18 protein-coding genes are annotated in these 22,735 nt (G+C 46.6%); 2 read left to right on the top strand and 16 right to left on the bottom strand.

From position 1 onward, the window contains the following. Positions 1–51 precede the first annotated feature (51 nt). Positions 52–2,619, bottom strand: a complete 2,568-nt coding sequence (locus BW716_RS04085; RefSeq protein WP_083721231.1) for a family 20 glycosylhydrolase — start codon at positions 2,617–2,619, stop codon at positions 52–54. 235 nt (positions 2,620–2,854) lie between these two features. Here BW716_RS04085 and BW716_RS04090 point away from each other — a divergent pair, with 235 nt between their 5' ends. After that, positions 2,855–4,261, top strand: coding sequence for an FMN-binding glutamate synthase family protein (locus BW716_RS04090; protein WP_235643459.1), 1,407 nt, complete (start codon positions 2,855–2,857; stop codon positions 4,259–4,261). A 51-nt stretch (positions 4,262–4,312) separates the two neighbouring features. On the opposite strand, the gene BW716_RS04095 is transcribed toward BW716_RS04090, so the two are convergent. The 14 genes from BW716_RS04095 to BW716_RS04160 form a co-directional block, all read right to left on the bottom strand. Continuing rightward, on the bottom strand, positions 4,313–5,764 hold the full coding sequence (locus BW716_RS04095) for an alpha-L-fucosidase (protein ID WP_083721236.1): 1,452 nt from the start codon (positions 5,762–5,764) through the stop codon (positions 4,313–4,315). A 65-nt stretch (positions 5,765–5,829) separates the two neighbouring features. Continuing rightward, a complete protein-coding gene (gene pgl / locus BW716_RS04100) occupies positions 5,830–6,555 on the bottom strand; it encodes a 6-phosphogluconolactonase (RefSeq protein ID WP_083721238.1) in 726 nt (241 codons plus the stop codon). A gap of 8 nt (positions 6,556–6,563) precedes the next feature. Further along, on the bottom strand, positions 6,564–8,069 hold the full coding sequence (gene zwf / locus BW716_RS04105) for a glucose-6-phosphate dehydrogenase (protein ID WP_083721240.1): 1,506 nt from the start codon (positions 8,067–8,069) through the stop codon (positions 6,564–6,566). Positions 8,070–8,135: 66 nt separating this feature from the next. Continuing rightward, positions 8,136–9,536: an NADP-dependent phosphogluconate dehydrogenase gene (gene gndA / locus BW716_RS04110; protein ID WP_083721242.1), complete on the bottom strand. Its 1,401-nt coding sequence runs from the start codon at positions 9,534–9,536 to the stop codon at positions 8,136–8,138. A gap of 128 nt (positions 9,537–9,664) precedes the next feature. Beyond that, positions 9,665–10,366, bottom strand: coding sequence for a sulfite exporter TauE/SafE family protein (locus BW716_RS04115; protein WP_083721243.1), 702 nt, complete (start codon positions 10,364–10,366; stop codon positions 9,665–9,667). A gap of 12 nt (positions 10,367–10,378) precedes the next feature. Next, positions 10,379–11,110, bottom strand: a complete 732-nt coding sequence (locus BW716_RS04120; protein WP_179090984.1) for an urease accessory protein UreD — start codon at positions 11,108–11,110, stop codon at positions 10,379–10,381. A gap of 50 nt (positions 11,111–11,160) precedes the next feature. Beyond that, a complete protein-coding gene (ureG, locus tag BW716_RS04125; RefSeq protein WP_083721245.1) occupies positions 11,161–11,775 on the bottom strand; it encodes an urease accessory protein UreG in 615 nt (204 codons plus the stop codon). Further along, the gene (locus BW716_RS04130) at positions 11,776–12,447 is read right to left on the bottom strand and encodes an urease accessory protein UreF (protein ID WP_083721246.1); all 672 of its coding nucleotides are present in this window, start codon (positions 12,445–12,447) and stop codon (positions 11,776–11,778) included. A 2-nt stretch (positions 12,448–12,449) separates the two neighbouring features. Further along, a complete protein-coding gene (gene ureE, locus BW716_RS04135) occupies positions 12,450–12,956 on the bottom strand; it encodes an urease accessory protein UreE (protein WP_083721247.1) in 507 nt (168 codons plus the stop codon). Then, positions 12,957–14,672: an urease subunit alpha gene (gene ureC / locus BW716_RS04140; RefSeq protein WP_083721248.1), complete on the bottom strand. Its 1,716-nt coding sequence runs from the start codon at positions 14,670–14,672 to the stop codon at positions 12,957–12,959. It abuts the gene before it with no gap. Further along, on the bottom strand, positions 14,669–15,043 hold the full coding sequence (gene ureB, locus BW716_RS04145; protein WP_083721249.1) for an urease subunit beta: 375 nt from the start codon (positions 15,041–15,043) through the stop codon (positions 14,669–14,671). The genes ureC and ureB overlap by 4 nt, the downstream gene beginning before the upstream one ends. Before the next feature lie 16 nt (positions 15,044–15,059). Continuing rightward, the gene (gene ureA, locus BW716_RS04150) at positions 15,060–15,362 is read right to left on the bottom strand and encodes an urease subunit gamma (protein WP_083721250.1); all 303 of its coding nucleotides are present in this window, start codon (positions 15,360–15,362) and stop codon (positions 15,060–15,062) included. Between the two features lie 83 nt (positions 15,363–15,445). Continuing rightward, positions 15,446–18,022 carry a phosphoenolpyruvate carboxylase gene (locus BW716_RS04155; protein ID WP_083721251.1) on the bottom strand — a complete coding sequence of 859 codons (2,577 nt, stop codon included), beginning with the start codon at positions 18,020–18,022 and terminating at the stop codon, positions 15,446–15,448. 238 nt (positions 18,023–18,260) lie between these two features. Further along, positions 18,261–19,100, bottom strand: coding sequence for an energy transducer TonB (locus BW716_RS04160; protein WP_083721252.1), 840 nt, complete (start codon positions 19,098–19,100; stop codon positions 18,261–18,263). 478 nt (positions 19,101–19,578) lie between these two features. On the opposite strand from BW716_RS04160, the gene BW716_RS04165 reads away from it, so the two are divergent. Next, positions 19,579–21,588 (top strand): TonB-dependent receptor, encoded by a 2,010-nt coding sequence (locus BW716_RS04165; RefSeq protein ID WP_083721253.1) that lies wholly within the window; start codon positions 19,579–19,581, stop codon positions 21,586–21,588. A gap of 68 nt (positions 21,589–21,656) precedes the next feature. On the opposite strand, the gene BW716_RS04170 is transcribed toward BW716_RS04165, so the two are convergent. Next, on the bottom strand, positions 21,657–22,721 hold the full coding sequence (locus BW716_RS04170) for a UDP-glucose--hexose-1-phosphate uridylyltransferase (RefSeq protein ID WP_083721254.1): 1,065 nt from the start codon (positions 22,719–22,721) through the stop codon (positions 21,657–21,659). Positions 22,722–22,735 lie beyond the last annotated feature (14 nt).

Genomic DNA, 22,735 nt, shown 5'->3' on the forward strand with positions numbered 1-22,735 from the left:
GCTTCTGCCTGTGACAGAAGCGTTTTTTGGCGGCGATGGCCTGCAACCAGCCTATTTATTTTCAATAGATACCGATCTGCTGGCCCTACCTTTGGCATCAAATACCTTTAATTTGATCGTTCCTTTCTCTTTAATGGTTCCTGCATACACTTTGCTCTTTGCATCCGGCTCCTTGCCATTTGTTGTATATCTGATCGTAAACCCTGGTAATTGCAGATTCGCAACCACCACCCCATCTACTACACGCGCACCCGCTGTAGGTATACGGTAATTATACCCGCCATTATAATAACTCAATCTCACCAACTCTTTCTTACCCAGTGTATTTGCAAATGAACTCCACGCTTTTGCATACAGATCTGCACTTAGTGCACTATCTTTTACCTGCGCCCATTCCGGATCTTTCGCCCATGCTCTCTCAGCCAATCCCAGCAACTTAGGCAAGATCATATACTCCATCCTGGCTACATTCTTCACTGTCTCACTCCACAGCAATCCCTGCACACCTGCAATGTTATCAGCACCATAACCAGTCAGTCGTTGTTTGTCTTTGAAAATAGCCGGATCCAACGGATTTCCCAGTGCATCTACTTTAGAGTTCTTGTAATAATCCAGCGGGATGAAATAGAAGGGTTTATCCACATCTACAAAACCACCCCAGTAGAAACCCGGTTCATCAAATGACTTCATGTAAGCCATATCGAAGTACATATTGCTCACTCCTGAAAGCACTACTTTGTAATTCGCATTGGCCAACCGGTAAGGCAGATCTTCTGCACCCCCACCCATGATATTGTTCCATACATCTACCATCAGATTTTCAGCCCCAAATCCAGGGTTTGGCATGCTGAAAGGCTTACCATCCAGGGTTGTTTTACGCATCCCCATCTCTTCCCAGCCATACAGTTTCAATCCTCTTTTCTTCAACAGATCATTCACTTTTCCATAATAGTAATACCAAAGATCATTCACATCGCGAATACGCTTATCTTTTTCCATTAGCGCCTTTACAGCAGGAGAACCCGCCCATACCCCAGCTGGTACCTCATCACCACCCATGTGTACATATTCCAGCGGTACGCCCGCTTCTTTATACATTCCCTGTACTTCTTCCACTACCTTATCCAGGAAGTGATATACTGCCGGCAATGCTACGTTGATCACATTGTCATTCCAGTTCTGTACAGAGCGATATACAGATGCATCTTTCGGATCTGATAATAAATATTCTTCAGCAGCAGCCTGTTGACCAGCTTTTGATAACTTTTCGTAGCGGGCTTTCATTGATACGATTGCTGCACGCGCATGCCCCGGTGTTTCAATTTCAGGAATCACACGGATATGACGCTCAGCGGCAAAATGAAGGATGTCGATGAAATCCTGTTTGGTATAAAAACCACTGCCTGCTTCGTTGCTCACATCAGGACCGGAACCATATGCAGGTTGTAAATGATCCTTTTCATCGGGTGTATGACCACGGTGTGCACCCACTGTCGTCAACTCAGGCAGGGAAGGGATTTCCAGTCTCCAGCCTTCATCGTCCGTCAGGTGAAAATGCAGTACGTTCAGTTTGTACATTGCCATCAGATCCAGCAGACGATAGATGTCATTTTTGCTATGAAAATTGCGGGACACATCGATCATAAATGCACGGTAGCCAAAGCGGGGACCGTCTTTTACATTCACTGCAGGGAGGGTTATTTTCTTTTGTGCACCGGCCCAAGCATTCGCAGGGAACAGCGATTTCAGGGATTGAATACCATAGAAAATACCGGCACCTTCACCCGCTTTAATCTGTACACCATTGCTGGTCACAGTCAGTGTATAATCTTCAGGTGCCAGGCTGGCATCTGAAGATAAAGTAATGGTTGCTTTGCCGCCGTTTGTTACAGCTGGTTCCTTACCAAATACGGTTTTCAGTTCAGCTGCGAGATAGGCAGATTCCTTTGCAAATGCAGGATCTGCGCTGATGGTCATGGCCGGTGTCAGTACCTGTTCTCCTGTACCATTCGTGATTTCAATTGGTGTAGGAAATACCTTTGGTAATTCAGCAAGGGGTACATCCGCTGTATTTTTATTCTGCTCATAGATATCCTGTGGTGTGATCAGACCAATCTTATCACCCGGAAAACGCAGGTATTGCTTAGGTTGTGTAGAAGGGCGGACATTCAATGCTGGTACACTGTATCCTTTGCCTGGTTCTTTATCCCATACGAAGTATAAACCATCTGGTGCATCTGTATAGTTCACCGCCCATGCATCAGCTACCAGTGCAATACGAATAGAATCGCCAGCTGCAATCCCTTTACTGTCCGCAGTAGGCGTTAGTTTATACAAATCTCCGTTCACATGCGCAGCACTTACACCACCGGTGGTAGGGCCTTCATTTACCGATCTTACAAAGTTGAAATATAACTGCCATCCCTGGGCAGGAAATGCGGTATGACCTGTATTGACAATGGTGAAAACAGACATAAACTGTGCTTTCCCCTGATAGTGATTTTCCCCTACTTCCCAGGATACTTTCAATTGCGAAGCGTCAAAAGGCGCCTGCGCCCAACTCTTGGTGACGGCTACTGTAAAGAGACCGCATACCAGTAAAAACCTCCTTATATGCATGTTCAGTTGATATTAATCGCCCTAATATAAGGCGAATTACCATTTTCTCCTATCTTTAACTACTCATTAAAAAGGAAGCTCGTTTATGAAAGGATTTTTTGCTTTTACGCTAGGCAGTCTCGCGCTTATATTTTGTGGCGTTTATTTCTTTCCCTGGGTGCTGTGGTTACTGATATTGATTGTTCCACTTATTATCCTCGGATTTGTTGATATTTTCCAGAAAAAACACGCCATTATGCGCAATTACCCCATTGTAGGCAGAATGCGTTATCTGATGGAAGATATACGTCCTAAAATCTACCAGTACTTTGTAGAAAGCGATATCGACGGTAGCCCTGTCAACAGGGTAGACCGTTCCACTATCTATCAGCGTGCAAAACGTGAACTGAACTCACAACCCTTTGGTACCCAGTTCAACGTATATGCTGAGGGGTATGAATGGATGGCCCATTCCATCCAGCCCCGTTCCTTCGACACTATGAACAAGGATCCACGTGTGCAGATCGGTGGTACTGAATGCCGGCAGCCTTATTCTGCCAGCATCCTCAACGTGTCTGCTATGAGCTATGGTTCCCTGAGTGCCAATGCGGTCGAAGCGTTGAACGGCGGCGCCAAAATTGGCAACTTTGCTCATAACACCGGCGAAGGTGGTATCAGTGAGCACCACCTGAACCAGGGTGGCGATATCATCTGGCAAATAGGCACCGGTTACTTCGGCTGCCGTGATGAAAATGGTCATTTCGACGAACACCTATTTGCACAGAATAGTGCGAAGCCACAAATCCGCATGATCGAACTAAAGGTATCTCAGGGTGCCAAACCAGGCCACGGCGGTATCCTGCCTGCGTCAAAGAACACCCCTGAAATCGCCGCTATCCGTCATGTGAAACCACATACCACAGTGGCCTCCCCTCCTTACCACACGGCCTTCAATACACCCCGCCAGATGATGGAATTCATCAGCAAAATGCGTAATCTGGCAAATGGTAAACCTGTTGGTTTCAAACTGTGTATCGGTCAGAAATCTGAATTCCATGCGATCTGTAAAGCCATGCTGGAAACTGGCTGCTATCCTGACTTTATCACTGTTGATGGTGGTGAGGGCGGTACCGGTGCGGCACCTCCTGAGTTCAGCAACTCTGTTGGTATGCCACTGATGGATGCACTGGCATTTGTACACGATACACTGAGAGGATACAATATCCGTCATAAAGTAAAGGTGATTGCCTCCGGTAAGATCCTCACTGGCTTCCACATCCTCCGCGCTTTGGCATTGGGTGCCGATGCCTGCAACAGTGCAAGAGCAATGATGATGGCAATAGGTTGTATACAAGCCTTAATTTGTAATACAAACCGTTGTCCTACAGGTGTAGCGACACAGGATAAATGGTTGCAGGCGGGTCTGGTTGTTGATGATAAAAAGCACAGAGTAGCTAATTATCATCAGGATACTATTGAAAGTGCCATTGAACTGGCTGCTGCAGCAGGATTGGAAACACCACATCATATTACCAGAAGTCACCTTTCAAGAAGGGTGTTTATGAACCAGGTAAAGACCTTCGAAGAGATCTATCCAAGTACAGAAGTAGGGGCTTTATTGAATGCTGAAACGATAGAGAAAATAAGTATCGATAACTGGTAAATTATCAAAACCAAAACGCTTCTGCCAAAAGCAGAAGCGTTTTGGTCTATTTTATTTTATGCGAATGGTAAATAACAGTGTCGGTAAATCACCAGGTGTTAATCCTGATAAATCAATTACAAAGTCCTTCCCTACCTGCTTTCCACTGATCTTCTTTTTACATCCCAGTATACTCACACCCACCTTCCTGGACGGCATATAATCTTTGATCTTCACCTGCGGTACATATCCCGGTACAATCGTATACAATACGTTCTCTTTCTGTGTAAAGAATAGCTCTACATGCGCACGATCCCTGGCCGGTTTTATCAGGTTTGAAATACTATAATCCGACATGAAATTTGACTCCTTCAGCTCAGGTATTTTTCCTTCACTCCACTGTCTTGTTTCTTTCCATGCTTTAGTATCAAAAATCGCTTCTCCATTCACATCCAGCCACGCACCAATATCAATCAATCTTTGCTGCATAATCACCGGAATACGGCCATCAGCAGTGGGTCCGATATCCAGCAGCAGGTTACCACCTCTTGATACGATATCTACCAGCATCAATGTGAGATCTGCACTCTTCTTGTAATCATCCACATTCTCCATGCGGTTATAACCATAAGACTGACCAATGCCCTGATTTTCTTCCCATATCACGCCCGGTTGCATACCACTACCATATTCAGATGTAAGGTAAGTCGCACCATTGTGTTTACCACGTGTATTACTGCCCCAGCGATCATCAATCACTACTTCATCTTTCACAGGCGATTCGTTGAACAACCATGCCAGCAATGATGTACTGTGCCATGCAGTATCAGACAGTTCCCATTCGCCATCAGAGAAGATCACAGAAGGTTGATACTTTGTGACCAGGTCTTTGAACTCGGGAATCATCACCTGATTGATATATTGTTGTTTATCTTTTTTCCAGATTGGATTGAACCATTCGTAAAGGGAATAATAGTACCCCATTTTCAGACCTGCCTTGCGCACTGAATTCGTAAGGTCGCCCAGCAGATCTCTCTTTGGCGTACCATCTTTTGCATTCCATGTACGGCCGTAGCTTTCACTCGCCTGTTTATTATCCCACATCGCATAACCTTCGTGGTGCTTGGAAGTAAGCACCACGTATTTTGCACCTGAGCGACGAAAGATATCCGCCCATTGATCAGGATTAAACAATGCAGCAGTAAACTGTTTTTCTAAATCCTGATATGGTACATCCTTGCCATAGTTCTTATCGTGGAATGCGCGGGTGGCATCGTGCGGACCATCAGTACGGCCATCCAGCTGATACCAGTACCATTCTGAGTAACCACCCGGGCCTACAGGTGCATAAGAGGGTACTGCATATACGCCCCAGTGTATGAAGATGCCGAATTTAGACTGATTGAACCAGGCCGGAATACCACGGGTTTCCAGCGAAGCCCAGTCGGCGGTATATTTCTTTTGTCCTATAACGGTGGAAGCGCCGAACAATAACGCAAACAGGTAAATAAGTGATGGTTTCATACTCAACAAAATAAAAAAAGCCGGTCACTTTCGCAACCGGCTTTCTATTTAAAAAAGAGCTCATTTTACATTTCCAGGGCACTTGCCGCAGCCTCATCCACAAACCAATGTAACTCACCATCCTGCGGTCTGATTAACTGAGAAGGGAATTTCTCTGCATCAAAAGTACCTTCAATCACATTTTTCAAAGTCAGGGCCTTACCACCGCCGGTCGCCATAAATACTACGCATGCTGACTGGTTCACCACCGGTGCTGTCAGCGTAATGCGGTACATATCCTGTGCCTGGAGCCAGAAAGCGCTTACCCACGCCTTTTTCTCGTTCACGATTGGTAAACCCGGGAAGAGGGACAGGGTATGTCCATCATCCCCCATACCTAGCAGTACAAGATCGAAGGTCGTGTCTGAATCCTTGAAATATTCCAGCAGAATTTCTTCATATGCTGCTGCTGATTCTTCCGGCTTGATGTCGGTGCGCATTACATGAATATTTTCCTTAGGCACATTCACTACTTCCAGCAGACTTTCAAATGCCATGCGGGCATTGTTACGGTCATCTTCAAACGGCACAGCTCTCTCATCTCCCCAGAAGAAATGAATTCTTTCCCATGGAATCATCTTGCTGTAAGGCTCCTTAGCCAGTAAGTGGTACAGCGACTTAGGCGTACTGCCACCGGATAGTACAAAGGTAAAAATGTCCTGATCCTGTAATACTTCCTGTATATAGTTGCTGATCCATGCAGCCAGGTTCTCGCTTAGTTCCTGGGTATTCTTGGCTATATGTAATTCCATGTCAAATATTATTTAGGCAGATTGATCCACGCATGTCCATCTCTGGCGATCATTGCATCAGCATCTTCCGGCCCCCATGAATCAGGCGCATAGTTAGGGAAGTCTACCGGTGTGCGGGATTCCCATGTTTCCAGTATTGGCATGATCAGTTTCCAGGCAGCTTCTACCTGGTCTGCACGCATAAACAGGGTAGCATCTCCTTCCATCACATCCAGCAGCAGTGTTTCGTATGCTTCCGGAGCATGGTCATCACCGTACTGGTGATCGAAGTTGAATACCATGTCTACTGGTTCCAGTGTCATGGCCTGACCCGGGCGTTTAGCCTGGAAGCGGATACGGATATCCATTTCAGGTGTAATACTGATAGTCAGTCGGTTAGGTCTCCAGGTCTCAGCAGATTCTGATGGGAATGCAAAGTGAGGAGCCGGACGGAACTGCAGGGTGATATTTGTTGCTTTCTGATGCAGGTGCTTACCGGTACGTACATAGAAAGGTACGCCCTGCCAGCGCCAGTTATCAATATGGAACTTCACAGCTGCATATGTTTCCGTAGCTGATTCCTTTGCTACGCCTTTTTCATCACGGTAGCCAGGAACTTCTTTCCCCTTGATCCAGCCATTGGAATACTGGCCACGTACTGCATTCTCATGCACCTCACCTTTGGTAAAAGGACGCATTGCATTCAGCACGTCAACCTTTTTATTACGCACCTCATTCGCATCGAATGATACCGGTGCTTCCATAGCCACCATACAGAGTACCTGCAGGATGTGGTTCTGCACCATATCACGCAGGGCGCCTGACTTTTCATAGTATTGTGCACGATCTTCCAGACCTACTGTTTCTGAAGCAGTGATCTGTACATGATCGATATAGTTACGGTTCCAAACCGGTTCGAAAAGGGCATTGGCAAAACGCAGTGCCAGGATGTTCTGAACGGTTTCTTTACCCAGGTAGTGGTCGATACGGTAAATCTGCTCTTCAGAGAACAGACGGCCCAGCAGCGCATTCAGGTCATGAGCACTCTGCAGGTCATGGCCAAATGGCTTTTCGATAACGATACGGGTACAGTTCTTATCTGTGCAGAGGTTCAGTGCACCCAGTTTCTGAGCGATTGAAGGCACTAGTTGTGGTGCTACTGCCAGGTAGAAGATCACATTTGGATGCTCTCCCCATTCAGTTTCCTTCTCCTTCACATAGTCGGTGATCTTGCTGTAAGCAGCTTGATTGTCCGCATCCATCTGCAGGTAGGTTACATTTTTTGAGAACTCATCCCAGTGACCATTCTGCTCATCTTTACGACGGGAAAATTTGTTGATCCCGTCCAGGAGGTGGGTACGATAATCTTCGTTGGTGTACTGGCTACGTCCGATACCTGCGATGGCGAATTTTTCCGGCATATAATCGTCCAGAAAAAGGTTATATAAAGCCGGCGAAAGTTTTCTGTAATTCAGATCGCCGCTACCTCCAAAAATAAAGAGGATGGAGGCCGCAGGGCGTTTGTGGTTTTGCATAAAATTATTGTTTTAAGCAGTGCAGCCTGACGCAGTTGTGCGCAATCTCCGTCAGGCCGCATCTATTTATTCTCCCCACACGGTATGGAAAGTACCGGGTTGGTCTATTCGCTGATAGGTATGTGCACCAAAGTAGTCACGCTGTGCCTGTACCAGGTTGGTAGGCATGCGCTCTGTACGATATGCATCGAAGTAAGACAGTGCAGACATAATACCTGCTGCTGCTACTCCCGCCTGTGCAGCACTTGCTACTACTGCACGGGTGTTACCAACTACCTGCTTCACGATAGCTGCAATCTCTTCACTCAATAAGATGTTAGGCAATGACGGATTCGCCTCATATGCGCGGTTAAATACTTCCAGGAGGGTAGAACGGATAATACAACCTCCTCTCCATACTTTCACTACTTCCGGCAATGGAATTTCCATTTCCAGTTCTTTGGAAGCCTGTGTCAGCATAGCCAGACCCTGTGCATAGCTCAGGAGAATACCAAAGCTCAGTGCATCGTGAATCTGCTCTACGCTCAGCGCAGGTGCTGACTCGGAAGAGCTATAAATTTTAGCAGCTTCTACGCGCTCGTCTTTGTAACCAGACACGGTACGCATAGCTACTGCTGTATCAATCACTGGTACGGCTACCGGCAGTTCCATCGCATCCTGTGAAGTCCACTTACCTGTTCCTTTGGAACCGGCTTTGTCAGAGATCACGTCTACAAGGTGTGCACTGGTCTTGTCATCCTTTTGCAGGAAGATGTCCGCAGTGATTTCGATGAGGAATGATTGCAGATCGCCTTCATTCCATTTTTTGAATGTTTCATGAAGCTGTTCATTGCTCAGACCTTCCTTCTTCAGCAAGGCATAAGTTTCGCTGATCAGCTGCATGATGGAATATTCAATACCATTATGTACCATTTTCACATAATGGCCGGCACCTTCCTTACCCAGGTAAGCTACGCAAGGAGTGCCATTTACCTTGGCAGATACTGCCTCCAGCATAGGTCTTACCTTTTCATAAGCTTCCTTGTCGCCACCCGGCATGATGCTGGGACCCGTGCGGGCTCCCTTTTCACCACCGGATACGCCGATGCCCATAAAATGAATACCCTTCTCACGCAGATATTTCACCCTGCGCAGGGTATCAGTATAATGAGAGTTACCGCCATCGATCACTACATCGCCCTGCTCTAACAGCGGGATCAGTGATTCGATCACATCATCAACCGGTTTCCCAGCGGGAACCAGCATCATCAGTTTGCGCGGACGCTCCAGCAATTGTACCATGGTTGCCAGTTCAGCCACTCCCTTCACGGTAGTGCCAGCTGTAGCAGCCGATTCCAGTGCTCCGGTCTTGGTTGTATCCTTGTCGAAACCAATAACGGAAAAGCCATGATCAGCCATGTTGAGCAACAGGTTTCTTCCCATTACGCCAAGACCAATCATGCCAAAATCGAATACGCTTTGTGCCATAAATTATCGTGTAAAAGCCAAAAGATGAAGTAAAATTACGAATTATCAATTAGGAATCGTACATATTCGATATGCGCATCGGGAAAACATTCAATTACCTCGATGATATGTACCAGTAAATCTTTTCGTTACCAACCCAACCACACCATACCTAACCCGCAAATAAAAATAGTGAACCCTCCCAATGCATGCACATATCGCTCCAATCGACTGGTAGTCAGCAGCGAAAAGCCATAATAGCCTAACAGCACCATCGCCACCATGGTCAGTAATGTAAAAAGCGTAAATACCACGATGAGCAATACCATGGCGTAAGTAGAATGTTGCGCAGCAGGATATGTCAATAAAGGTATCAGTGGTTCACAGGGACCGAGACCAAAGATAATAAGCATAATCCATGGTGTCACCTTTCTCCGCTCTTGCGGATACACGATTTGCTCGTGTTTATGCTCATATACATATATGTCTCCGTTGTCGTATACATCAAAATGCTTGTGCACCCTGTTTTGCCAGGCACGTTTCAATCCCCATATTGTGTACAACAATCCAAAGGTGAGTAGCGCCCAACCGGCTATACCTCCCCGCAGATTTTCCAACCCACTGATCTTTGACAATGACCAGCCCAACGCGATTCCCAGCAATCCCAACAACACAGAACTACCCACATGCGCCACGCCGCAAAGCAGCGTCCATACCACCGTTTTGCCTATTGACCAGTTCCTCACCCTGCTCAGGGCTATGAAAGGAATATAATGATCCGGTCCCGTCACCGTGTGCAGGGTACTGATTGTCAATGCCGTGGTAATGAGCAACTGTAGCTCCATATTCATACCATGATCATATTAAAGTCTTCTTTCAGCACCTGCCAGCAATGCTATCTTTTTAAATAGCAGGTAGAGCTGTTCGCCCCCCTGCCCTAAAACCCGCACTAACAGTGCGCCGGCAGCTGTTCTGGACACACCACCCCGAATGCCTGCCTCGGCGGACAAAAGGTCATATATCTCTCCTGCCATTTCCACCATATCGACAGTACTATCCTGCCAATACAAAGATGCCTGGTGAGTATATCCTTCCCACTGCCCCATCTCTGCTGCCGGGATCTGTGCCGGTTCCAATAAAGTCACATCCTTAAACACAAGCTTTCCTTCACAACGTACTTCTGTGGTACTCTGAAAATGCCGGCAGCGAAAGATCTCCCCACTCAGCTTACGCCCACATGTGATGATCTCTCCCCACAACAGCCGGCTATCCTTCTCTAACCGGATTTTATTCACAGCAGTAAACACCGCATTTTCATGTGGCACACTGGGATGCGGCAGGTAATAAAAACTACTGCCTGCTCCTACATGAACCGAAAACACCTGCTTTGCACCCGATTTCATCTGGAATATTCGCTGATAAGATTGGGTGTACAAATGTAAACTGGTACCCGGCGCTACATGCACCTTCATATCATATTCATCACCATCCAATATACCGGGCGATGCACTCATCAATGTTAAATGTAGATCTGCTGCATGCTGCCCACTGATATCAGCCACCTTGAACGGGCGGGTGAAATAGCAGTGTTGCAAATAAGTTTTGCTATCCCTTACGGCAGTATTTATTTGTAACTCACTATACATTATGCTTCCAGTAGCGCGTATTTCTTAATCCAGTCTATCACCTGATCCAATCCCTGTAGCGACATCAGGTTTGTAAAAATAAAGGGCCGCTCATCCCGCATCTTCCGGGCATCTCTTTCCATTACCTCAAGACTTGCATTGACATAAGGCGCCAGATCAATTTTGTTGATCACCAGCAGATCGGAACGGGTGATACCGGGGCCTCCCTTGCGGGGTATCTTATCACCTTCTGCCACATCGATCACAAAAATGGTCACATCTGCCAGATCAGGACTAAAAGTAGCTGACAGGTTATCTCCACCACTTTCAATGAAGATGATTTCCACATCCGGAATGCGTGTTACCATTTCTTCTACTGCTTCCAGGTTCATACTGGCATCCTCACGGATAGCGGTATGTGGACAACCACCTGTCTCCACACCGATAATACGTTCGGCTGGCAACAGGCTATTTTTCATGAGGAATTCCGCATCCTCTTTTGTGTAAATATCATTGGTGATCACCGCCAGGCTATATGTCTCATGCAGCTGACGGGATAAGCGTTCTATCAAAGCAGTTTTGCCAGCGCCTACCGGGCCAGCCACCCCTATTTTTATATATTTTCTGTTCTCCATTTACGACATGTATAACCTTGAATATAATTTTTCATGCTGCATACAGCTGATATCAAAAGCAGGACTACAGCGGCCTGCCAGCTCACGGGGAATCATTTGCGTCTTAGCTACCCAATCTGATAATAATGGCAATAAACTATACAGGATTTCCTGCCCCTGTTGTTGCCCCAGTGGCACGAGTTTTACACAATTCGTCACCATACCGGTAGCGGCATTGTAATAAAACGCCGTCATAGCTTCTTCCAATGGAATGCCCAGCAGGTAAGCATATACCCCAAATACTAAACAGTAATGACCCGTTGTTTTTGACGCATATTCCTTTGCGAATGCATGTTTAGTCAGTGGGGTCATCAACTTCAACAGCCGCAGTCCCAGTTTCTGGCTGGCCTGCCTCATTTCCAGCGGAGATTTCAATGCGGTACACTCCTCATCGAGCGATAATAACAATTCTACATCGTCCGCTGCCGCAGCCATATATCCCTGCCATGCAAAGAAGCCATCGTTGTAAATAAAATTATATTCCAGCATATTGCGGATGTAAGTACCCGCGGTCGCAGCATCCTTGACGAGTCCTTGCTGCACATAGGTTTCCAGCCCATTGGAATGGGTGTAAGCCCCTACCGGCAATGCCGGATCGGACAGGTGCAACAGATGTGGCAACCAGTTTTGCATATTTATGATTTAGTGGTCAGCTGCAGGATCTTACTGAATAAGGTAGAACCAGATCCATGCTCATGTGGCTGAACATTACTTCGCAGCATATTTGTCAATACCCGTTGCTCCTGTTTCGGCGCATAACCTTTTGCTTCCAGCCAGCGAAACAACGGATCTTCGTATGGCGCCAATACCTCGTCATTCACGATGAACAAAGGCAGGTGCTTATTACCAATCTCGTAACAGATAGTCGCCATATCCAGCATGGTGACAGGTGTAAGTACAATAGCTGCAGCAGGCAGTATACTCACGGCAATGACTACATTTTCATCCATCCAGAGAATATCACCATCCTGCAACACTGGTAATCCTTTCACCACTTTCCAACCTATTTCAACCCCGTTGCGGGTATGGCGGCGCATGATCTTTTTACCTGTCTCAAACCATTCCAGCTGCAACGGATCCACTACCCGTGCAGCCATATCCACGGCTTTTATGTTTCCCTGTATTGAGTTGATCAGGATCATTTAGAATAGAAAATAACGTTGAGCTAATGGCAGTACGGTAGCAGGTTCACAGGTCACGACCTTGCCATCTACTGATACTTCGTATGTTTCAGGATTCACCTTGATGTCAGGCGTACTGTTATTGTGAATCAGGTCTTTCTTGCCAATATTACGGCAGTTCTTCACCGGCAATACGATCTTTTGTAAACCATAAGTAGCGGCAATGTTGTTATTCACAGCTGCCTGACTTACAAAGGTGACGCAGGTATTGTGCAGAGCTTTTGAGAACGCGCCAAACATCTCCCTGTATATCACCGGTTGTGGGGTAGGAATAGACGCATTCGGATCGCCCATTCTGGCACAGCTGATCATACCGCCCTTGATAATCATTTCAGGCTTGGCCCCGAACAATGCAGGTTTCCACAGCACGATATCCGCCAGTTTGCCGGGTTCCAGTGAGCCTACATGTTCCGAAATACCGTGCGTAATAGCAGGATTGATCGTATATTTTGCGACGTACCTTTTTGCCCTGAAGTTGTCGTTCTCTTTATCTTCAGGCAGGTAGCCCCTTTGTTTTTTCATCTTGTCAGCCGTCTGCCACGTACGGATGATCACCTCTCCTACACGGCCCATGGCCTGGGAGTCGGAACTCATCATACTGAATACGCCCATGTCGTGCAGAATGTCTTCTGCCGCAATAGTTTCAGGGCGGATACGACTGTCAGCAAAGGATACATCTTCCGGCACACTCTTATCCAGGTGATGACACACCATGAGCATATCTAAGTGCTCATCGATCGTATTCACCGTATACGGTCTGGTCGGGTTGGTTGAAGAGGGCAGGATGTTCGGGTACATAGCTGCCTTGATAATATCAGGCGCATGCCCGCCACCAGCGCCTTCTGTGTGATAGGTATGGATCACACGGCCATTGATGGCCTGAATGGTATCTTCCAGGAAACCGGATTCATTCAGGGTATCGGTATGGATCGCAACCTGCACATCGTACTTATCTGCCACTTTCAGGGAAGCATCTATTACAGCAGGGGTAGCGCCCCAGTCTTCATGTATTTTTAATCCCAGTGCACCGGCTTCTATCTGTTCGTTCAAGGGTTCTACTGTAGCACAGTTACCTTTGCCAAGAAAGCCCAGGTTCATAGGAAAAGCATCTGCTGCTTCCAGCATTTTACGGATGAACCAGGCGCCGGGAGTGACGGTGGTTGCATTCGTCCCATCTGCAGGACCTGTACCACCACCGATCATGGTTGTGATACCGCTATGTAGGGCATGGGTGATCTGCTGTGGGCTAATAAAGTGAATATGTGTATCTATGCCCCCGGCAGTAGCGATCAGTCCTGCACCACCATGCACTTCTGTGCTGGCGCCGATGATCATGTCAGGGTCTACCCCATCCATTGTATCAGGGTTACCGGCTTTGCCTATTTTCACAATGCGGCCATCTTTGATGCCGATGTCTGCTTTCACGATGCCCCAGTGATCGATGATCATCACGCTGGTGATCACCATATCCAGCACACCGTCGTTGCGGGTGGCAGTGGAGGATTGCGCCATACCGTCGCGGATGGTTTTACCCCCGCCGAATTTGGCTTCATCTCCGTATACAGTATAGTCTTTTTCTATTTCAATAATGATGTCGGTATCTCCCAGTCTCACCTGATCGCCGGTGGTAGGGCCATACATGGCAGCGTAGCGTGCCCTGTTGATCTGCAGACTCATGATGGATTGTTTTTAAAGTGACCGTCATTGATCTTTTTCATGGCTTGTGTGGCTGCAAGGGCAGTGGTAGTAGTACCATTCACCAGGTTGTTCATGCCATAGGCATTCCTGGCACCACCAAGATTCACGAGTTCCACCGTCTTTTCTTCGCCCGGTTCAAAGCGCACAGCGGTGCCTGCCATAATATTCAGGCGCTTGCCAAAAGCAGTTTTGCGGTCAAAGGAAAGCATGCGGTTGACTTCGAAAAAGTGGGTGTGAGATCCGATTTGTACAGGTCTGTCGCCGGTATTCACCACGGTGATGGTAGCAGTATCACGGCCTTCGTTGGCATTGATATGACCAGGCTTTATAAAGTATTCTCCGGGAATCATAACATAGATTTTGGTGTTATCTGATAGGATGGTGGACAGTTACCAGCTTTGAGCCATCTGGAAAAGTAGCTTCAATCTGGATTTCGTCTATCATTTCCGGCACTCCTTCCATCACGTCTTCGCGGGTGAGGATGGTCGCACCATATTGCATGAGATATGCCACGGACTGTCCATCCCTGGCGCCCTCCTGCAGGCGGCTGCTGATCAGCGCAATGGCTTCAGGATAGTTTAGTTTTACCCCTCTGGCCTTTCGCTTTTCGGCCAGTTCACCAGCCAAAAAGAGCAATAGTTTCTCCTGTTCCCGGGCTGTTAAATGCATACTTCTTTAGATTTTGGGTTATGGGGTAAATTACAAAAAAAGCCGGATGATCAATCCGGCTTTCTAACTTATTAAAATTAATTCTATGCAGAGTTTCTTCCCGCGTTGATGATCCCAAATGAACATCTTACGACTAATTTCTCGAAGATTTCTTTCAGGCCATCTCCATTTCCAGCCTCATTCATCTCACGGATGCGGCTTAATGCATACTGCTGAATAGTGAGTAGTGGCAGTACGATACGCTCGCGCATCTGGATAGACAACTGGTCGATCGGGTAATGAGACATCAGATCAGAATGTCCTGTCAGTTTCAACAGGTAAGTACGGGTACGCTGGAATTCATCGTAAATCAGTGTCCATACTTCTCCGAACTGCGGGTGATTTCTGTAAGCAGCAGTGAGTGGGAAGTAACACTTCTTCATCGCCATCTCACAGTTGTCCAGCAGGGTACGGAAGAACAGGGAATTTTTATACAGATCCTGCAATTGTTCCCACTTACCGTCTTTCTCCATTTTTTCCATGCTGTAACCTACACCGTAGAAACCAGGAACGTTCTGTTTGATCTGGCTCCATGCTCCTACATAAGGCACTGCTCTCAGGTCATTCAGGTTCAACTTGGCAGAACCATTCCTTTTGGAAGGGCGACTGCCGATATTGGTTTCGGCATAGTAGCGCAGCGGGCTGGCGTAGTTCAGGTAATCCAGGAAATCAGGATGGTTCTTCAGTTCATTGAAGGACTCAAATCCGGCATCTGCCAGTACCTGCAACGTCTCTTCCTGTTCGGCAGTCAACGTCTTTTCACGGCTGGAGAACAATTCGTTGGCAATACCCGCATGTACGAGTTGTTCAATATTATACTGAGCAGAATCTACCGTACCAAAGTTGGAGCTGATGGTTTGCCCCTGTATGGTGAGCTGAATTTCTTTGTTTGCAATATTGCGACCCATAGATGCATAGAACTGATGGGTCTTTCCACCACCTCTTGCAGGAGGACCTCCACGACCGTCGAAGAAGACTACATTGATACCATATTCTTTGGAGATAGCACTCAGTTCTTCCTTCGCTTTGTAGATGCACCAGTTAGCCATCAGGTAGCCACCATCCTTGGTACCGTCGGAGAAGCCGAGCATAATGGTCTGTTTGTTATAGCGCTGTTGCAGATGCTTTCTGTATGCTTCGTTGGAATAGAGAGAGCGCATTACCTCACCGGCATGCCGTAAGTCTTCGATAGTTTCGAACAGTGGTACGATGTCCACGCTCAGGTCATTTTTATCCCAACCGCTCAGCAGGAAAAGCCCATATACTTCCATCACATCGAGTGCACTGGTTGTGTGACTGATGATGTAGCGATGACAACCAAACTCGCCGTTTGCGTCCTGGATAGTTTTGATCGCTTTGATGGTAGCCAGGGTATCCTGTTGCAGACCTTCCTTCACGATTTCCGGATCAGCAGCTGATTTTATTTTGAGCAGTGCACTGATTTTTTCTTCGTCGCTGAGATCTGTATAGTTCTTTGGCAGAAGGTCGGAACCAGCTGCGATCCCGGCCAGCAGCGGTCCATGTACGGAGCTGTCCTGACGGATATCGAGTGTGGCAAAGAACAACCCGAACAGTTCTACCCTTACAATGAGGTCATCGAGCAGGTTCAGGAACAGGGCGTTGTTTTCCTCGATGAGGATAATACGCACCCTGTACAGGGTATCGAGTATATCCTGACGGCACAGGTTTGTCTTGTGACCAGGAATAAAGAGATTGCTGTATAGCTGTTGTTCCAGTGCGGCCAGCTCATTTTCGATGCCTTTGAAAGTGAGGCGACGCTTGAGGCGGCGTACATCCAGGTAATAACATTTAATGATACCGCTACGCAGCGCATCTGCTACACGCAGCGTAATATCTGCATTTACAAATGGGTTACCGTCGCGGTCACCACCTGGCCAGAATCCCATGCGGATCACCGGATTATTGCCATTGATAGCTGCGGGGAAGTGAGATTTGAGGCGGGATACGATCTTACCGGCAGCGGTATAGAACGTATTTTCCAGGAACCAGACCAGGCTGATAGCCTCGTCATATGGTGTCGGCTTTTCCTTCTTAAAGAAAGGCGTCTTACCCAACTGCTTCAGGTAGGAATCCACCTGAGCAGTATTATCATTGATCAACGCCCTTGACAGGTCATTGATAATACTTAAAACATTGCCTGGGTAGAACTGTGTAGGGTGTGCTGTAAGCACAAGGCGTACTGAGAAATCCTGCAACTTCGCAGCCAGTTCATCCTGCTTTTGTTCAGCCACTACTTCAGATTCCAGGTGACTAAGCGAACCTGTACCGTTCATGTCGTGAATGTGGCGGAATGCAGCATCTTCCAGTGCATCGAACAGTACAACCTGACGTTCTGCGTATTGCACAAAACGGAACAGCATGTCAATCTTCTGCTGCTCATTGGTATTGGTATACTGCTCGAAAAAAGAAGTGAGAATTTCCTGCGGACTTTTTTCCTTTCCGTATCCCTCTTCACAATGGATCAGGAATAACGAGAGAAAGACGCCGGTCTTCTCCACCTTATGAAAAGGTAGAGCAGTAAAAAGGCTGTTGTATAACTGGAATTTGGTGCCGACCAAATTCTTAAACAACTGTAGAGTGTTATTTACCGGTGCTTCCATAACTGATTTTACTAATTTTTAGTGACCCATAGCCAACCGGGAGATAAAAGTAGTACAAAATAGTTACAAAGTTTAATAGAAAAACTGTCTAAACAATATGCCACGGCATATAGCCGTGGCACGCAAAGGATCCCCCCTCGTTGCAGTTGAGTGCAAACGTTAATTGAACAATAGGTTCGGGTAAAAAGTAATTAGTATCTTAAAAAATCATTATGCTTTGTGCAGGAGCAATTGGGGATTAATTTTGCAGCGTGTACCTGACAGGGAGGTTAAATTGTACACTTACCGCTTCTCCGTTTTGACGGCCGGCTTTCCACTTTGGCATTTTCTTTACTACACGGATGGACTCTTCTTCAAGGCCACCACCTTTAACAGCTCCAATTGTTTTGACATCGCTGATATTACCCTGCTTGTCTACTACAAACTGTACGGATACTATTCCCTGTATATCGTTTTCCTGTGCCACGCGAGGATAGTGCACATTGTCGCGGAGAAATCTTAACAATGCGTCTTCACCACCTGGGAATGAAGGCATGATTTCAACGGTATAAAACACGGAGTCTCTTGCAGGTACTTTAGGGGCTTCTACTACATTTGTAGTACCTTCACCACCAAGCATGGATGCGATATCACGCCCATTGATGTCATCACCTTGTACAGTAGCTAATGCAATAGTTTTGTTACCAATACTATCGAGCTTCACAACTTCATCTTCAGCACGAACTAATTCATCAGGGGTGATAACGGGAGGTGTAACTTTAATGGATGATGCGGCCGGCGGAGGTGGAGGAGGGTCAACAGGAGGAGGAGGAATTACCTTATCGTCTGGAGGTAATTCAATTAATTTGGTACTATCATACACGAGCTGTGTATTTCGTATACCCATTGACGCAGCAAAGAGATTATTACTTAAAACATATCCACCCACCACAACCAAAGCGATAGAAGCTGTACCTATCAAGGCTTTGCGAACACGCCCATCTTCACTTCTGCGGAGTTCATATGCGCCGTAATCTTTGTTACGACCCTCGAAGAGAATGTCGAGGAAGTCTGCATTGTAAATGTTTTTTGTATTCATGTGTTGAACATTTACAATAGAGATGCGGGGTTAAAACAATTCCATATGATAAAGGAGAAATATTTTTTAGCTTTTTAAAAATCCATTCCAGATTGATATCCGGATCGGGACACCTATTTTGCTAAAGGAAGTATTCACTATCTTATATAAAGTAATTTTTGTCGGATGTGTATCAGTGCAAGATGCTAATATGCCAGGGGCGCGGGGGGATACGTTACATTATAATTTACCACCAATAAATCTGCAACATACCTTGCCCCGCAAACCTGTCCGGCATTTCTTTTTCTATTTACAGCTTATAGCAAACAAAATTCTTGCGGTTTGTATCGGCGCTTATTAGTCTACCGATTCTGTAGACAAATATACGCTAACCTGTTTTACATTTCCAAATATGATTTGAATTATTTTTTAAAAATCTGTTGGAATTTAATGTCGGCCGCAGTTTTGCTACCAATAATAGAATAACTAGATTTGATACATGACACGCCTTATTCTGCCTTGCTTAACCTGCCTGTTGTCATTTTCTGTATATGCGCAACAACCCGCAGACACTACCCAACTTCCTGAAGTACAGGTCATGGCCTATCCGGGCAAAAAATACTCATTCTTACAGGTACCATCCAGCAGCGCTGTCATTACCGAAAAACAAATATTACTGCAACAAGGGACTACGTTCATCCCCATCCTGAACTCCGTTCCGGGTATACGAATGGAAGAACGTTCCCCCGGTAGTTATCGCTTATCTCTGAGAGGTAGTCTGTTACGCTCTCCCTTTGGCATCCGGAATGTGAAGATCTATATGGACGAAATTCCTTTTACTGATGCAGGAGGCAACACGTATCTGAACCTATCAGATGCAGGGGCTTTCTCCGGCATAGAAGTACTGAAAGGGCCTGATGGCAGCCAGTTCGGTGCTAACTCTGGCGGTGTGGTACTCCTCCACCCTGCCGGTACCCTTCCAGATACCGCTCACCTGAAAGCAGATATTCAGGGGGGCAGTTATGGCCTCTTCCATGAAGAAGCCGGCTGGCAGCAACAATGGAATAAATACCAGGTCAATATATATGAAGGTGTACAGCGATCTGACGGCTACCGCCAGAATAGCGCCTTAAAAAGATATTATATACAAACGGCCCAACAGTGGCAATACAATCCGTATAACAGCCTCAAACTGATTGCATTCTATAGCGATATGGATTATCGTACCCCCGGAGGCCTCACCGCCGCCCAGGCTGCCGCCAATCCCCGCGCTGCCCGACCAGCCACTGCTACCCTGCCCGGCGCCATTGAGCAACAAGCCGGCATCCGCAATAAAACCGCTTTAGGTGGTTTAGTACACACTGCCCAGTTATCCACACACTGGAAACATGTGTTTACCCTTTACGGAATCAATACACACTTCGAAAATCCGTTTATTACAAACTTCGAAGCCAGGGATGAAAACACTGCCGGTGCACGTACTTATATCGCACTACAGGATCAACCCATCAATGGCACCAATATACATGTAGACTGGACCACGGGTATTGAATGGTCACAAACCAATTCTGACATTGTAAACTATGGCAATAACAAAGGGAAAAGAGATACCGTGCAGGCAGCCAGCAATATCACTGCCGGCCAGCATTTCTTTTTCACAAGTCTGTCTGTTCGTCCCGGTACACAATGGATTATAGAAGCCGCTCTCAGCGTCAATTATTTTAAATACCGCTTTGAAGAGGGTAGAAAGAAGTTTGATGCAGAGTTGATGCCACGGGTATCTCTCTCTTATCTTATCCTCCCTGAATGGTCTGTACGCGCTTCTGTAAGCAGAGGATATTCTCCTCCTTCCATTGCAGAAGTACGCGCGACTGACAATATCATTAATACCACTTTACAGGCTGAAACAGGCTGGAATTACGAAGCAGGCTTCCGTTTACAGGGAGCCCGTCATCAATACCAGCTGGATGCATCTGTATTCTATTACAAACTACAGGATGCCATCGTTCGTCAGCTCCATGATGATGGTACAGAATACTTCATCAATGCTGGCGGCACGGAACAAAAAGGCATAGAAGTGCAAGGTATGACCTGGTTCACTAAATGGCTGCAATTCAATGGTAGTTATGCTTACAGCCATTTCATATTCAGTGATTATAACACAGCTGGCAAAAACCTTTCCGGCAATGCCATTACCGGCGTACCGCGTCATGTAGCATATGCAGGCTTGCTGGCACAATTGCCTGCACACTTATCAGTATATGCACAATACACATTTACAGATAAGCTGCCATTGGACGATGCTAACACTGCTTACGCCAAACAATATCATTTATTACAAGGGAAAGTAAGTTGGCAAATGCTGCGCAATATAACGATCTACGCAGGTGCCGATAACATCCTGAACCAGTTCTATAGCCTGGGGAATGACCTGAATGCAGTAGCAAACCGTTACTTCAATCCTGCTGCGCTGCGCAGCTATTACGGTGGTGTAAGAGTACATCTCTAAAAAAAGAAAGGGGCCGCCTAAAGGCCGCCCCTACACACATTGGATCAAAAAAAACAAAAAAACATAGATTAAACGAGTTGCCCGCTTTTGTAATGGACTGCAGACAAAGTCCTCAGCTTTTCAGCTGCAAATTCTGGCGTAATATCCCTTTGTGGATTTGCCAGCATCTCGTATCCCACCATGAATTTCTTCACTGTCGCAGAGCGCAGTAATGGCGGATAGAAATGCATATGCCAATGCCATTCAGGATGTTCGCTGCCATCATTCACCGGCGCCTGGTGCATACCGGCAGAATACGGGAATGATGTTTCGAATAAGTTATCGTAACGGATGGTCAGTTGTTTTAAAATATCTGCCAGTCCTGTTTTTTCATCTTCATTAAATTGCAGCACAGACTGTACATGCCGACGGCTGATGATCATCGCTTCGTAAGGCCATACTGCCCAGAAAGGCACCAGTGCTACGAAGTGTGCATTTTCTGCAATGATCCTCACCTTTTCTTTTACCTCTTTGTCCAGGTAGGCGGACAACAGGCTTTTGCCATGCTTATCGAAATACAGTTTTTGCTGACGGGTTTCTTTTTCCAGCTCCATAGGAATATTCTCTGATGCCCAGATCTGTCCGTGTGGATGCGGATTGCTACAACCCATAATATCTCCTTTATTTTCGAAGATCTGGATGTATTTGATGTAGTCCACAGCTTTCAATGCTTCGTACTCTTTTACCCACAGGTCTACTACCTGGCGGATAGCAGGAACGTCCATTTCAGGCAGTGTGAGGTCGTGTCTTGGGCTGAAACAGATCACACGGCAAAGACCTTTTTGTGACTGTGCTACCAGCAGACCATCGTCATTCACATCGCCGGTTGGTGTGTCGGACAACAAAGCGGAGAAGTCGTTCGTAAAAGCGATCGGCCCTGTGTACGCTTCATTCTTGCTGCCATCGGCACGTGTATTGGTTGGACACAGGTAACAGTCTTCTACATAAGAAGGACGCTGTACCAGCGCTGGCGCTTCTACTTTTCCCTGCCATGGTCTTTTGGAACGGTGAGGAGAAACGAGTACCCATTCTCCGGTCAGGATATTCAGTCGGGTATGGGGATGAGAAGTTAAATCAAAGGTATTTTCAGACATTGCTCTTAGTGATT

The sequence above is a fragment of the [Flexibacter] sp. ATCC 35208 genome (genome assembly GCF_001975825.1).
Taxonomy (GTDB): domain Bacteria; phylum Bacteroidota; class Bacteroidia; order Chitinophagales; family Chitinophagaceae; genus Chitinophaga.